Source organism: Rhodanobacter sp. AS-Z3, assembly GCF_029224025.1.
GTDB lineage: Bacteria > Pseudomonadota > Gammaproteobacteria > Xanthomonadales > Rhodanobacteraceae > Rhodanobacter.
The window spans coordinates 3,486,337-3,500,355 of sequence record NZ_CP119392.1 but is presented as its reverse complement, the minus strand read 5'-3'; the positions used below and the strand labels follow the sequence as shown (position 1 = coordinate 3,500,355).

Annotated in this window: 11 protein-coding genes; 5 read left to right on the top strand and 6 right to left on the bottom strand. The window is 61.5% G+C overall.

The window, feature by feature from the left end:
* Window positions 1-6: 6 nt before the first annotated feature.
* Both PY254_RS15700 and PY254_RS15695 read right to left on the bottom strand, forming a co-directional pair.
* Window positions 7-1,554: a tryptophan halogenase family protein gene (locus PY254_RS15700; protein WP_281012984.1), complete on the bottom strand. Its 1,548-nt coding sequence runs from the start codon at window positions 1,552-1,554 to the stop codon at window positions 7-9.
* 123 nt (window positions 1,555-1,677) lie between these two features.
* Window positions 1,678-4,563: a TonB-dependent receptor gene (locus PY254_RS15695; protein ID WP_281012983.1), complete on the bottom strand. Its 2,886-nt coding sequence runs from the start codon at window positions 4,561-4,563 to the stop codon at window positions 1,678-1,680.
* A gap of 432 nt (window positions 4,564-4,995) precedes the next feature.
* Here PY254_RS15695 and PY254_RS15690 point away from each other — a divergent pair, with 432 nt between their 5' ends.
* A complete protein-coding gene (locus PY254_RS15690) occupies window positions 4,996-6,618 on the top strand; it encodes an alpha-glucosidase family protein (protein ID WP_281012982.1) in 1,623 nt (540 codons plus the stop codon).
* A 96-nt stretch (window positions 6,619-6,714) separates the two neighbouring features.
* Here the strand turns inward: PY254_RS15690 and PY254_RS15685 are convergent, their stop codons facing one another.
* The 3 genes from PY254_RS15685 to PY254_RS15675 form a co-directional block, all read right to left on the bottom strand.
* Window positions 6,715-8,367: a M28 family metallopeptidase gene (locus PY254_RS15685; protein ID WP_281012981.1), complete on the bottom strand. Its 1,653-nt coding sequence runs from the start codon at window positions 8,365-8,367 to the stop codon at window positions 6,715-6,717.
* Between the two features lie 133 nt (window positions 8,368-8,500).
* Window positions 8,501-8,779, bottom strand: coding sequence for a 2-hydroxyacyl-CoA dehydratase (locus PY254_RS15680; RefSeq protein WP_281012980.1), 279 nt, complete (start codon window positions 8,777-8,779; stop codon window positions 8,501-8,503).
* 111 nt (window positions 8,780-8,890) lie between these two features.
* A complete protein-coding gene (locus PY254_RS15675; protein ID WP_281012979.1) occupies window positions 8,891-9,214 on the bottom strand; it encodes a hypothetical protein in 324 nt (107 codons plus the stop codon).
* A 343-nt stretch (window positions 9,215-9,557) separates the two neighbouring features.
* On the opposite strand from PY254_RS15675, the gene PY254_RS15670 reads away from it, so the two are divergent.
* The 4 genes from PY254_RS15670 (at window position 9,558) to PY254_RS15655 (ending at window position 12,641) form a co-directional block, all read left to right on the top strand.
* Entirely contained in the window at window positions 9,558-9,758 is a 201-nt protein-coding gene (locus tag PY254_RS15670) for a hexameric tyrosine-coordinated heme protein (RefSeq protein WP_345781840.1), read from the top strand.
* A gap of 795 nt (window positions 9,759-10,553) precedes the next feature.
* A complete protein-coding gene (locus tag PY254_RS15665) occupies window positions 10,554-11,516 on the top strand; it encodes a tyrosine-type recombinase/integrase (RefSeq protein WP_281012978.1) in 963 nt (320 codons plus the stop codon).
* Between the two features lie 169 nt (window positions 11,517-11,685).
* The gene (locus PY254_RS15660) at window positions 11,686-11,910 is read left to right on the top strand and encodes a type II toxin-antitoxin system RelB family anti-toxin (RefSeq protein WP_281012976.1); all 225 of its coding nucleotides are present in this window, start codon (window positions 11,686-11,688) and stop codon (window positions 11,908-11,910) included.
* Entirely contained in the window at window positions 11,907-12,641 is a 735-nt protein-coding gene (locus PY254_RS15655; RefSeq protein ID WP_281012974.1) for a BglII/BstYI family type II restriction endonuclease, read from the top strand. The genes PY254_RS15660 and PY254_RS15655 overlap by 4 nt, the downstream gene beginning before the upstream one ends.
* Here the strand turns inward: PY254_RS15655 and PY254_RS15650 are convergent.
* Window positions 12,638-13,582, bottom strand: a complete 945-nt coding sequence (locus tag PY254_RS15650) for a DNA-methyltransferase (protein ID WP_281012973.1) — start codon at window positions 13,580-13,582, stop codon at window positions 12,638-12,640. The two genes, PY254_RS15655 and PY254_RS15650, sit on opposite strands and share 4 nt — an antisense overlap.
* Window positions 13,583-14,019: the final 437 nt, after the last annotated feature.

Below are 14,019 nucleotides of genomic sequence, written 5' to 3'. Positions count from 1 at the left end.
GATTTCTCAGTCTCTCGTCTTGCAGTGATCCGCAACAAAGCGCGCATGGTCGGGCATGCTGTTGGTGGCGCGCCCGATCAGGGTGCGCAGGTCACCGAGGAAGCCGTCGAGTTGCGTGTCGCTGATCGCATTGGCAAGCGGGTGATGACTTGTTGGCTGGATGTGCTGGCCGATCATCACCTGCAACCAGGCCACTTCGGTGAACAGTTCGTCGGCCTCGCGCTGGAGATGGCCGTTGCCACGGAACAGCGCGATCTTGCGCGCCAGCCTCGGCGGGATGTCCATGTTTGCGCACTGCCGCCAGAACGGCGTGTCGTCGCGTTCGGTCGCCTTGTAGTGAAGAATCAAAAAGTCGCGGATGCTTTCATATTCGAAACGGGTCTGTCGGTTGTATTCCTCCATCAACACCGGATCGCACTGACGATCAGGAAACATCGCCAGCAGGCGACTGATGCCGGACTGGATCAGGTGGATGCTGGTGGACTCCAGCGGTTCCATGAAGCCGGCGGCCAGGCCAATCGCAATGCAGTTGCGCTGCCATGTCTTGCGTCGCATGCCGGTGGTGAAGCGCAGCGGACGCGGATCACCCAGGGCTTCGCCGTCGAGGTTGGCCAGCAGCATCGCGCTGGCCTCGTCGTCGCTGAGGAACTGGCTGGAATACACATGGCCATTGCCGGTGCGATGCTGCAGCGGCACGCGCCACTGCCAGCCCGCGGTGCGCGCGGTGGCACGGGTGTACGGCCATAGTGGTTCGGTGCGCGCGCTGGCAACGGCCAGTGCGCGGTCACAGGGAAGCCAGTGCTGCCAGCTTTCGTAGCCTGTGTTCAGTGCCCCCTCGATCAGCAAGCCGCGAAAACCCGAACAGTCGATGAAAAGATCGCCGGCAACTATTTCGTCGCTTGCCAATCGCACCGATTCGATGAAGCCATCGTTTTCACGCCGTTGTACGTCGACCACCTTGCCTTCGGTGCGCTTCACCACGGCAGGGTCGCAGTGCTTGCGCAGGTATTGACCATACAGCCCGGCGTCGAAGTGGTAGGCATATTTGACGCCGCCCAGTGCACTGCTGCCGACCTTGTCCATGCGCGCGAAACGGTGGGCGTTGGCGGCCTGGGTGTTGAGCGAGTACGACCAAAGATCGCCGACGGAGTGGAGCGGTCGCTCGGTCGCGCCTGCTGCCGCGGTACTTCCATGTCCCTGCACGGCGCGCAACCAGTAGTGATGGAAGCCGATCAGGCCCAGCGGCAGGCCAATGTCGCTGAATGCGTGCAGATAGGAGTCACCGAGGCGGCCGAAGTCGTTCAGTTGCACGCCGAGTTTGAAGGTGCCGTGGGTGGCCCGGAGCATGTCGTCTTCATCGAGACCGAGGAAGGCGTTGATGTGGCGAATCTGCGGAATGGTCGCTTCGCCCACGCCGACAATGCCGATTTCGTCGGACTCGATCAGCTGGATTTTTACTTGTGTGCCGAGTGCCTTGGCGAGCAGGGCCGCCGTCATCCAGCCGGCCGTGCCGCCGCCGACGATCACGATATGGCGGATGGCGGTGTCGTTCATGTCGTGGCTCCTGCTCACACTGTCGTCGTTGCCCTGCTGTTGTTGCCGAGCCGCGACTCACGAAAAAAAAGCCCCGCTGGAACTTACTCAGCGGGGCCTCATGGGGAGGTACGTCGTTACGACTTACTGGAACTTGTACGAGACGCCGATATCGTAGCGGCGACCATACCGTTCCCACGTCTGTACCTGACGGGGATCGTTGTTCTGGAAAGTGGTAAAGATCTTGTTGGACAGGTTGGAGCCCTGCACGATCAAGGTAAGACCCTTCAAGCTGCCGCTGGTGAAACCATAGCTGAGCTGGGCATCGTAGGTGCTGCCACCCTGGATGGTCTGCTCGACGCGGGAGGCACTGATGCCTGACACATCGCCCAGGAAGCTCGCGCGGTAGCTGTCGCTGATGCGTGCCTCGAAGCCACTGTGCTGGTAATACACCGTGGCGTTGGCGACCCACTTCGACAGGCCAGGCACGGTGATCGGCGAGCTGTTGCCGGCGAACACCAGCGAGCTCTCGGTGCGGTTGCCGGTGAGGATCATGCCGAGGCCGTCGAGTGCCGGGGTGAGCAGGTTCATCGGCAGATTCAGGGTGGCCTGGGCGCCCCTCACGTAGCCGTGGCCGTTGTTGGTGGGGCCGGAGACGATACCCTGGGTGGTGCCGAGCTGGGCTTGCTGCGCCGGGGTCAGACCGAACGGCAGGAACGAGCTGAAGTCGTACAGATAGGCTGCGTTCGGGTTGATGTAGTCACTCAGCTTCAGGAAATAGCCCGACAGCGCGAAGTAGCCGCCACCACTGTGGCACAGGTCGGAGTTCTTCGAATCGTTGGCGCCGCACTGATAGCCGGAGCCGCCGGAGAAGTAGTGCTCGTAGCTGACGTTGTAGTTGTCGGACATGGTCGGCTTCAGCTTCGGGTTGCCGCCCGAAGCGCTGAAGTAGGCCTGGTTCGGGTCAGTGGACTGCAGGCGGGTAATGTTGCTGTTTACCCCGAGGCTGGCATTCATCTGATCCATGCGCGGGCGGGCCATGGTGCGAGCGGCACTGAGGCGCAGATCGTCATTGTCGGTGAGACCGAAGATCAGGTTGGCACTCGGCAGATAGCGGGTGAAAGTGGTGTTGGCGCTGACCGGAATCAGCTGGGTCTGCCCGCCGGTGACCGAGCTGCCCGGTGCCACGCGCTCGCCGACGCCGCTTTGCTGGGTACGTGACGCCTGCACACCGAAATTGCCGCGCAAGTTGACGTTGCCGAGGTAAGTGTCAATGTTGAATTGCACGTACGGCGTGAGCACGTTCTCGCGCACCTTCCAGTCCGGCGGCAGCGAAAGTGACGAGCCGAACGTCGGAACCTGCTGCAAGGTGCCATCGGAAATCAGCGCGAGTGGGTTGTAGCAAAGCTGCGAACTGATGCCCATCCACGCCAGCGGATTGCAGCTGCTGCCGGTGAATGGTGCGGTCTTGACCGCGTTGCCGCCGCTCAGCGTGCCGCCACCCAAAGTCAGGAAGGACTGGTCGATGTGGTAGGTCTTGGTGCGCGTGCTGTGTGCAATACCAAACTCCATGCTGGAGAACGGGCCGCTGGAGAAGCTGCGCTCCACGCTCAAGTGCAGGTTGGTCAGGGAGTCGACCGTGCGCGGCGCGTTGATGAAGCCGGCTTGTACCACGTCGTTGCCACCGCCCCAGCCCTGCGGGTCGGTCAACACCACGCCATTGCTGTAGTCCAGCGTCGGGTTCAGATGCAGCAGGCCGTTGCTGAGCTCGGTGAAGCCGACGGTATCGGTGGCGCCGGTGCCGCCGAAGCCAGTGCCCGAATAGCTTTCGAGGTTGATGTCATGGCGGGTGGCGCGCGAGTAGTTCGCGTCGAAATCCGCCGTCCAGTTTTCGTTGATGGTGAACTTGTTGTCCCAGTTGAAATTGCTGACCCGGGCGCTGGTGCTGTTGTAGTCGTTGCGGATGACCGGCTTGACGTTGGTGTAGGTGCCGCTCTGGATGAAGCCGTTTTCGACGTTGCCACCCGGCTGCAACTGGGCAGAGCTGTAGAACAACGGGAACTCCATGCCCTTGGCCTGCGCCCGTTCCTTGAAGTTGTCGTAGGTGGCATCAAACGTACCGGTGTAGTGGTCGTTCGGCTGCCATTGCACGGTGGCCAGCAGGCCGTTGCGCTTCATCGTGTCGGAGATGCCGTAGTTCTTCGAGCCGCCGACCACGGCATTGCCGTTGACGTCGCCTGGATAACCCCATGGCGCCTGATGTTCGATCTGGGCCGGATTGGATTCCATGTCCACGCCCAAGGTGACGCCGATGGTGTGGTCAGCGAACTGGTTCACCCACACGCCGTTGAGGTTGTAGCCCTTGTTGCTCACGCCGGGGCCATCGGCCAGCTGGGACATGTCGTTCCAGATGCGATGGGCATTCACGGCGGCCTCGGGGCCGTTCTTTTCCAGCGGGCGAATGGTGTGCATGTCGACCGTGCCGGTCAGGCCCTGACCGATCAGGTTGGCCGACGGGCTCAGATGCACCACGACGTTGTCGAACCAGCTGGAGGGGTATTGATCGAACTGCACGTCGCGGTTGTTGGAGGTGCTGACCTGCTGGCCGCCATTGACCAGGGCGGTCGAGAAGTCCGGACCGAGACCGTGGATCGTGAGCACCTGCGGACGGCCGTTGACGGTCTGCACGGCAAGACCCGGAACGCGGCCCAGCGTGTCGGCAATACTCACGCCCGGCAATTTGCCGACCTGCTCGGCCGAGACGGCCTCGACGATGCTGCTGGCGTTGCGCTTGAGCGCGGTGGAATTCTCGATGCTGCTGACGAAGCCGTTGACTTCGACGGCCTGCAGCTTCTGCGCCTTGTGCTTGCCGTCAGCCTTGGCGTCCTTGTCAGTCGTTGCCGTAGTCGACTGCTCTTGACTGCTCTGCGGCTGATCAGTCTGGGGAGCGCTTGCCGCATAAGCCGTGGCACTCACGCCAAAGCAGACCGATGCAATCGCCAACGCCAGCAAGTTATGTTTCAGAACCATGTAATCCCCTCCCGCAAATTTTGCCGCCGTCGATCTTCGGTTATGTGAATCCCCCGCGCTTCCGTCGGCGACGACCGTCGGCAGGTGCGCTGTCGAGGCTTTCGGCAGCGTGGGCTCATAGTAGGTCGGCCGTTCTGCAGTGAAGCAATTCCTGCATACGTATTCATCTTGGGCACCAACCGGTGGTTATTGCGGCGCAGCATTGGCGGTGCGGGTGACGGGTATTGGTGGGGTAACGCCCGCGCTGCCTAAGGTGTGCCAAGAACCTGCGATCTGCAACCGGTGCTGTGATGCACGTGACATGTCGCAACCGCAGCACAAATGAATACGTATGCACATACGCACCGGTTGTCATGGGCTCGAAGTTAAGCTGACTCATGTTCAACGACGGGTGGCCGAGTGCCCCCGTTTTACGTTGCGGGGACAGGCTAAATGACTGATGCACCCTGGTGGCGCGGAGCCGTCACCTACCAGATCTACCCGCGCAGTTTCCTCGACACCAATGGTGACGGGGTAGGCGATTTGCCGGGCATCATCGCGCGGCTCGATTACGTGGCCAGCCTTGGCGTGGATGCGATCTGGGTGGCGCCGTTCTTCAAGTCGCCGATGGCTGATTTCGGTTATGACATTGCTGACTATCGCGATGTCGACCCGCTGTTTGGATCGCTGGAAGATTTCGATGTACTGCTGGCGAAGGCGCATGCGCTGAATCTGAAAGTGATGATCGATCAGGTGCTCAGTCACACCTCGAACGAGCATGCCTGGTTCCGTGAAAGCCGCGAGAGTCGCGACAATGCAAAGGCTGACTGGTATGTCTGGGCTGACGCAAAAGACGATGGCAGTGCGCCGAACAACTGGCTGTCGCTGTTTGGTGGTTCGGCGTGGCAATGGGAGCCGCGCCGCGGCCAGTATTACCTGCACAACTTCCTGACCTCGCAGCCCGATCTGAATTTCCATCATGCCGATGTGCGCGCGGCCATTCTCGACAGCGTGCGTTTCTGGCTCGACAAGGGCGTCGATGGCTTTCGGCTGGACGCCATCAACTTCTGCTTTCACGATCGCGCGCTGCGCGATAACCCGCCGAAGCCAAAGGACAAGCGCGTTGGTCGAGGCTTCAGTCCGGATAACCCCTACGCATTCCAGTACCACTATTTCAACAATACCCAGCCGGAAAACCTCGCCTTTCTGGGTGAGCTGCGTGCGCTGATGGACGGCTATACGGATGTGGCGGCACTGGGCGAAATTTCCTCGGAAGATTCGCTGGCGACGATGGCCGAGTACACCCGTGCGGGCCGCCTGCACATGGGTTACAGCTTCGAGCTGCTCACCGACGATTTCAGCGCCGCACACATCCGCGGCACGGTGCAGACGCTGGAAGCGCAGATGACCGAAGGCTGGCCGTGCTGGGCGATTTCCAACCACGATGTCGAACGCGTGCTGACGCGCTGGGGCAAAGGTCGCTCATCGGGCAAGCTGGCGAATCTGTTGACCGCGATGGTTTGTTCGTTGCGCGGCTCGGTATGCGTTTATCAGGGCGAGGAGCTTGGCCTGACCGAGGCCGAGTTGCCGTTCGAGGCGTTGCAGGACCCCTACGGCATTGCCTTCTGGCCGCAGTTCAAGGGGCGCGATGGCTGTCGCACGCCGATGCCATGGAACGATGCCGATGTGCACGCCGGATTCAGTCACGGCACGCCGTGGTTGCCAGTGCCGTCGGAGCACCACGCGCTGGCCGTGAGCCGGCAGGAAGCCGATCCCCATTCGGTGCTCCATGGCTTCCGCAACTTCATGCACTGGCGTCATGGGCAACCGGCATTGCGCTGGGGCGATATCGCTTTTCTCGATACTGCCGAGCCGATCCTGGCGTTCACTCGCCGTCTGGGTGATCAGCTCGTGCTGGTGGCGTTCAACCTGTCCGAGGCGGCGCTCACGCTTTCGCTGCCTGATGAGCTGGTCAGCCTGCAGCCGCTGGAGGGCCACGGTTTGCAGCAGGGCAGTCTGGAGGGCATCCAGCTGCACTTGCCCGGTTACGGGGTGTGGTTCGCCGGCAGGAAGTAGAAGCTGGCAACGCTGCAGGCGCGCCGGTGAGCCGGCTTCAACACATCGCCGCCTCTCCACCCGCAAGCGGTGGAGAGGCGTGACCGCGTTTCGGACTTATTTTCGTGCTGCCGCGCTGGCATCGCGTGCGCCGCGGAACTCGGAGTCCTTGCTCCAGTTCGGCCACTGGTCGGAATTGGCCAACTCGTTGCCTACGGCGTAAAGCAATTGCAGGTCGCGGGCCATGCCGGTGAACGACCAGTTCGCCTGCCATTCATCGCCAGGCTGGTGATAGCGCTTCGCGGTGTAATCGTCCTCCGCAGCTTTGCCGGCTTTGACACCGCCATCGACCCAGTCGTTGCCGGAACCAAACGACACCGCCGGCACGCCGCGCTTGGCGAACGAGAAGTGATCGGAGCGGAAGAAGTAGCCTGCCTCGGGACTGGGGTCGGCGGTGTAGCTCATGCCGTATTTTTTGGCCTCGGCAATCAGGTCATCCAGCAAGCCCAGCTTCGCGCTGCCGGAGATGGTGAAGTTGCGCGCGGGGCCGTGCGGATCGAGTGCGTCGGTGTTGAGTACGCCTACCGTGGTCGCCAGCGGATACAGCGGATTGGCAGCGTAGTACTCCGAGCCCAGCAAGCCTTTTTCTTCGGCCGTGACGTTGAGGAACACCACGCTGCGTTCGGGCTTGGGTCCGTGCGCGAAGGCGCGACCCATCTCGATCAGTGCTGCGGTGCCGGTGGCGTTGTCGACGGCGCCGTTGTAGATGCGATCGCCCTTGGCATCGGGTGCGCCGATGCCAAGGTGGTCCCAGTGCGCGCTGTAGATCACCGTCTCGTTCGGGCGCTTGCTGCCTTCGATACGGCCGACGATGTTGTGCGAGGTGATGACCTTGGAGTCGACCTTGAAGTTGGCCGAGAGGCTTTCGCCGGTCAGCACGACCGGCTTGAAATCACGCGTCTGCGCCTGCTTCTTCAATGTGTCGAAATCCAGCCCCGCGTGCTTGAACATCTGCACGGCCAGATCACGCTGAATCCAGCCTTCCAGTTGCGGATGCGCGGCGGAAGGGTTTTTGCGCACGATGTCGAACATCGCATTGGTGTTGGAGTTCTTCACCGTGGCCCAGCCATACGAGGCCGGGGCGGTTTCGTGGATCACCAGCAGGCCGAGTGCGCCTTGCCGCGCAGCCTCTTCGTACTTGTAGGTCCAGCGGCCGTAATAGGTCATCGCCTTGCCGCCAAAGTCGCCCTGGCCGGTCTCGAAGTCAGGATCGTTGACGAACACCACGGCGATCTTGCCGTGCAGGTCGACACCCTTGAAGTCGTCCCACTGGCGCTCCGGTGCCTTCACGCCATAGCCCACGAATACCAGCGGGGCATTCGCGATGGCGACGGCGGTGGAGCCGTCCATCGGTGCGCGTAGCGCGATCTGATCACCCTGGGTCAGGGTTTCCTGCTGGTCGCCCAGCGTGAGCTTCAGTGAAGGCGTGCCGATGATCTGGCTGCGCAGCAGCGGGACGGCTTGGGTCCAGGCACGCTGGCCGTCCTTGAGGTCGCCGCCCGGCTGTAGTCCGGCGGCCTTCATTTGCGCCACCACGTAGTCGATGGTCTTTGTTTCGGCGCGTGTGGCGGGGCCGCGGCCTTCGAACGCATCCGAGGCAAGTGTTTTTACCGACGCCGACAGTCGCTCGGTGCTGAAGGTCGGTACGTCAGTGGCCTGGGCGGCTGAAAACGTCGCCATGATCAGGGTACAGAGGAGCAGTCGCTTCACGGGCAATCACCTGTCGCAGGGAAGATTGCTCCGATACTAGTCAGCATTTCGCTGCCGGTCTATTGGCTCGCCCAGTGCGGCAGCCTTCGACATGACCACGAGGACAGCCGCGCGCTTGAGCGGTCCGGTGAATTCAGACTTTGCGCGTGCGCCGCGGTTTTGCTTGTGCGGCGGCAATCAGTTCCTGCAGGTAGGCGATGCCTTCCTCTTCGGGAAAGAAGGCCACCACGTCGGCCACGCTCAATCCATGACGTTTGCGCAGGGCGAGAAATTCATCGCGAGCCATCGCCATCCGCTGCGCGGCAAGCGCTTTCTTGCCAAGCGGCTTGGCGACCTGCTGCTTCTCCATCTTCTGTTCAAGCTTGGCGAGTTCTTCCTGGAACTGGCGGAAATCGTATTTCGGGGAAGTCATGGGCTCGCGGCGTTATTGAGATGACGGCTTGGGTCAGCCTATACCTGAGGATTCGTTGAAGTTGTGAAAGTAAGCGGATTACCGGTCGATGGCTCTGCGCGCCTCGATCACTCAGGCCGAGAGGCGCTGCCTGACACGATCAAGCGTGCTGGAGAGCGCGTCACTCTGGGTCTGGCGGGCGGCACTGTAGGCCTGCGAGAACAGCGTGGAGAAGCGATCTGCCGAGGCGTTGGAGATCACCTGCACAGGGGCGGCAGCCTTGCCTCCCGGAACCACGCTCAACAGCACCGGAGTACGTGTCTCCATGAGCGCTGCCGGTGCCTGTGGGATGAACGTGGCCAGTGACTCCCGACAGCGCACGTAACGTCGACGCAAGCGGTCGGCCAACAGTTGCGGCGTGCTGTCGATGCTGAAAGATTTGCTGACGTCGTCCATGGATGTTTCCGTAGAAAGTTTTCGAAGTGGCTCGACAGACGATAAAGCAGCATTCATGCCAAGGGCGGCATTTCGTGGCTGCGGTCACAATTTGGACGCTGCGGATCGTGATAAGGGCGTGTTGCGGCGCCCGCAAAGCGGGTCTGGCGGCAGTACCTGCAGCCTGGCCGCATGACCCCAATGTGCGCGAGCCAAAGGTTGCCGGATGCCGCAAAAGTTGTCGCGGAGTGACCCGCAGCGGCCATGCCCGCATGCAATCCGGCACGTTTGAGCTGTCCTCGCCAAGATCCGGCAATACGCTGCGCGCCAGTGACGCAAGTCTTGCGTCCGCCGGGCCCTCCCCATATCCCGAAGGAGTCCGCTGATAGACGGCACCCAGCTGCCCGGCCATACCCTGCTCATCGCCAGCCCCGAAGCGCACCGCCAGCTCGCGCTGACGATGGCGCGACTGCTCGTCAAGTCAACCCGGCCGGATGAGGCTGTTCGCGTCAAACTGCGAGACATTTACGCCAACGATGCCATGGCGCCCATCCCGATTGGCTAGGTGGTTGCGGCGGAATTCGCCAGCATCGGCGCGGCGAATGGTTACTGGAAATAGGGCGATCCCGTTCCTGTTCGTCCGCCCCTGATCGCTGCAGCAACAACGACCGGGCCACGCAAGCTGCCCCACCGACACGTTTCTGGCGCGCAAACAAAAGCCGCAACGAGTGCGGCTTCTGCAACAAACTGAAAAACATGGTGGCCGGGGACGGAATCGAACCGCCGACACGGGGATTTTCAATCAAGGTTCTCAGCGTCTATGGCGATCTAGTCAAGTCTGGTTTATTTCGTAAGTAGTTGAAAAATGGTAATTAAGGCGTCTGACGGCGTCTAGGCGAGTCTAGGGTAAGCTGGCTACGAACGGCAACCGAGCGGCAACCGATCATGTATGATACGGCAACCGAACGGGGACTAAGAACCGATGGTTAAGCTAACTCACCGCACCTTGCAGACGGCACAGCCTGGGCAATGGCTCTCTGATGGAGGCGCCCGAGGTGGAGGAACGCTAGTCGCCCGAAAGCTCGGCGGCGGCGGAGTCCTGTTCTACTTCCGCTATACCGATCCCTCAGGTCAGCGTGTGCCGGTTCCCTTGGGCGAGTGGTCGGGGAGCGGCGGTCCGCTGTCCCTGAAGGACGCACGGGATAAGGCGAACGAGCTGTCTACCCGCTACCGTGCGGGGGACCGCGATCTAAGCGCCGCCCTGGACGCTGAGGCCCGGGAAGCGCAGCGCCGACGGGAAGCCGCAGCGCGTGCAGAGGAGGCCGCAAAGGGCCGCCAAGAGGCAACGCTAGGCGCGCTCTTGGACGCCTATGTCGGCGAGCTTAGGCGTAACGGGAAGGCCAGCGCGCGGGAGGTCGAGGCATCCATTAGGCGAAACATCAAGGAGCCCTGGGAGGCCCTGGCCGCTACCCCCGCTGACGATATATCCCTGGACGACTTGTTGGCCGTGGTCTCCCGCCTGGCCGACGCCGACAAGCTGCGGGAAGCAGCCAAGATCCGCTCTTATCTGCAAGCTGCCTACAACGCGGGCATCAAGGCACGGCAGTCCGCCAAGGCCAGCCCCGAGCTTAGAGCGTTGAAGATCACCACGAATCCGGCGCGGGACCTAGCGACCATCGAGGGCGCCTCCGCAGCCCGCGAACGGGCGCTGAGCTTGGCCGAGCTTCGCGCTTACTGGCGGCGCATCAAGTCCTTACCGGACCACGAGGGCGCGGCGTTGAGGTTCCACCTACTGACGGGCGGGCAACGCCTGGACCAACTCGCGCGCGTCACGCAGTCGGACTACGACTACGACCAGAAGACAATCACTATCCGCGACTCCAAAGGCCGCCGGAAGGATGCACGGGCGCACGTCGTTCCCTTGGTTTCTGCCGCAGAGGAAGCCATGCAGGCAATGGCGCCGGACCGCCTAGGACCTTTTATCTTCACCGTCACTGCCGGCGAGCATGGCGTTACCTATCCGACAATGAACAAGCGATGCGCTGCTGTCGCGAGGGCTATGGAAGAAGCCGGCGAGCTGCCGGGCGGCTACTTCACCCTGGGCGACCTTCGCCGCACGGTGGAGACGCGCTTGGCGGCCGAGGGGGTGTCGAGAGAGGTTCGCGCTCAGCTTCAATCCCACGGGCTGGGCGGTGTGCAGGCCCGTCACTATGACCGGCACGAGTACCTAGAGGAGAAGCGAGAGGCGCTTGAGACCTTGTTCCGCCTGGTCGCAAATGAGAGCGCCAAAGTGATCCCAATGCGCAAGGGGAAGCGGCGATAGGAGGCTGGCCGCCAAGCGTTATTTGAGGCTCAACCGTGACGCGAGGCTAAGGCACGCGAACCCCTGCGCCTAGGTTCGTCACGATCTGTCGTTTTGGTGCCCCGCGTCTCGGGGTACTTTAGTCCGTGGAAGCATAGTCCGCACATATAGCATCCTGCCGGTTATGAAAATGGCCGTGCTGGAAGAATTGGGGAGCCGAATCCGCGAGACGCGGAAGAAGCTGGGTTGGACGCAAGAGGAGCTGGCAGCCAAGGCTGAGATCGACCGCTCGTATATCGGCGGCGTTGAACGTGGCGAGCGCAATCTGACATTCACGATGCTCTGCGATATCGCGGAGTCTTTAGGGTGCGATGTCGCCTCCCTTACTGAGGGTCTCCCGGAGCTGCCGAAGTGAGGTGGCTCAGGACGCTGGTTCTTTTCGACAAGGGTAACGTGGTCTCTAGCAGCGACTGGCAAACCCTTCATGAGGCGTACGTGCGCGCTATCAACCGGGTCGAGCACCCGGCCGGAACCGGACGACTCAAACTCCGGCGAAAGGCGCGCCTCCCCTCAGGGCAGTGGGACCGCAATGGCGTAACGCCCCTTAAAGCGCAGTTCCTCCGCAGCATGGTGATGGACGAGCACTGGCAGCCGGAAGGGGCGTTCGATATCTCCGGTCCGAGAAGGTCCCCCGACGTGCGTCTGTACCCCGGGATGGCGCCTCACGAGGAGCCGATTACTTCTGACTTCGGCGCTTTCGACTTCATCACAACAGCTCCCTCAGGGACTCACGTAGCGATCGAATGGGAGACGGGGAATATCTCCTCTTCCCATAGGAGCTTGAACAAGCTCGCTATCGCGCTTGCTGCGGGGAAGATCCAAGCCGGAGTGTTAATCCTGCCCAGTCGAGAGCTTTACGAGCACCTGACCGACCGCATCGGCAATATCGGCGAGCTTTCGCCCTACCTAGGTATGTGGAGTGGCCTATCTTCCACAGTCGAACGCGGCCTCCTGGCCGTTACCGTGGTCGAGCACGACGAGTTGACCGATGACAGTGCGCATTCATATCTAAAAACAGGCACCGATGGCCGGTCGCGTGAGGGTCAGCGGAAGCGGGGATCTTCGGCCGAGCCTAGCGAAGGCTAGAAGATCTGCGATTGGACTGGAGCCAAGGAAGAGCAACTGCAAGACTCTGCTTCTTCCTCAAGCGTTACCTGATAGCTCTTCGAGAGCGGCTTGCCAGACTTCGCGCGCTTCCTGAGGTCGGCTTGAGTGAATAGCGTGTTCTTAGTCGCGTGGATCTGAGCAAGGTGCTCGCGATCGTCGTCCAGCTCATCGAACCGCTGGACGATGGTCGCGCAGTCCAGCTCACTCCCGACCCAGCGTCGACCAGTGAGTTCTGCCGCCGCAAAGGTTGTACCAGAGCCGCCGAAGGGGTCGAGGACTAGGGAGCCGGGGTCTGTACTCATGCTGATGATGCGATCCATTAGCTTGAGAGGGAGTGCGTTCGCCTCCCTCTTCTTGTACTTCGAGTGGCGTACCGGGGAAATGTCCGTCCAGACGTCAGCGATGTTGACCCCTTTGGGGTTCATCTTGTCTTTGTAGCCGCCGTAGTCCTTGAGTTCGCCACCACAGTGGCGGCAGCACGCGATCGGTATGCGGTCAGGGTGGAAGATCGCTGGCCGTGCACCCTTGACGAAGTAGAGGAGCGAGTAGTGCGATGGATAAAGCCTGCCTTTAACCGGCAGCGCGTACTTGATATCGACAGCGATCCAATGCCTAAACGTCAGATGCCTGCTGAGGAAGCCCCCAAGTGGAAGGTTCCACTTTGGAAGGTTCCACAGCATGAGCGCGCCCCCTGGTTTCAGCACGCGGACCATCTCAGCTAGCCAAGCCTCGCACCAGTCGAGGTACTCGTGGCTGGCCAGATCGTCGTTGATCTTGGAGCTGTATGCCTTACCGAGGTTGAAGGGCGGATCGGCGAAGGCAAGGTCGACCGTTTCTGATTCGAGAGAAGCAAGTAGCTTTGAGCAGTCGGCCTCGTAAAGGCGACCGAGCGGCGTCTGAAGAATGGGTATCATAGTCATCATATTGGCAGGCCGGGCTGAGGGTTGCAACCGCCTCGTTTCGCTCGTCAACCTATCGCTGACGTGTCTCAGCGGTTGAGCGGCCTTGCGGCCGCAAGTTTCCGGCGCATCCATGAATTGTAGTGGTGGGCGACCGGGCTTGCGTACGAGAGGCGCCCGTGCGTGCTCTGCCTCCCGCAGAATTTAGTGGACAACTTAGGAAAGGAGGCCCGTAAGCTTCTGCGCTTGGAGAGGGTAGAGGCCGCCGGCATTTAGTGGGCATCCTAAAGGAGAGACCCGCCACGTGATGCGCGGGGCAAGGAAGCGCCCTGGGTTTAGTGGTCATCATCACCCTAAGTAGGCGCACGAAGTCCTGCGCTCCGACGGGTTTAGTCGTCATATTGGAAGGAAGAAAACGATGCCTTTCCTTCTCTGCTGCTAGAGCAGTGCGACGAATT

Excerpts from the sequence above, each read along its gene's own strand:
- PY254_RS15700 (WP_281012984.1), bottom strand. The coding sequence starts at position 1,554 with ATGAACGACACCGCCATCCGCCATATCGTGATCGTCGGCGGCGGCACG.
- PY254_RS15695 (WP_281012983.1), bottom strand. The coding sequence starts at position 4,563 with ATGGTTCTGAAACATAACTTGCTGGCGTTGGCGATTGCATCGGTCTGC.
- PY254_RS15690 (WP_281012982.1), top strand. The coding sequence starts at position 4,996 with ATGACTGATGCACCCTGGTGGCGCGGAGCCGTCACCTACCAGATCTAC.
- PY254_RS15680 (WP_281012980.1), bottom strand. The coding sequence starts at position 8,779 with ATGACTTCCCCGAAATACGATTTCCGCCAGTTCCAGGAAGAACTCGCC.
- PY254_RS15675 (WP_281012979.1), bottom strand. The coding sequence starts at position 9,214 with ATGGACGACGTCAGCAAATCTTTCAGCATCGACAGCACGCCGCAACTG.
- PY254_RS15660 (WP_281012976.1), top strand. The coding sequence starts at position 11,686 with ATGGCCGTGCTGGAAGAATTGGGGAGCCGAATCCGCGAGACGCGGAAG.
- PY254_RS15650 (WP_281012973.1), bottom strand. The coding sequence starts at position 13,582 with ATGACTATGATACCCATTCTTCAGACGCCGCTCGGTCGCCTTTACGAG.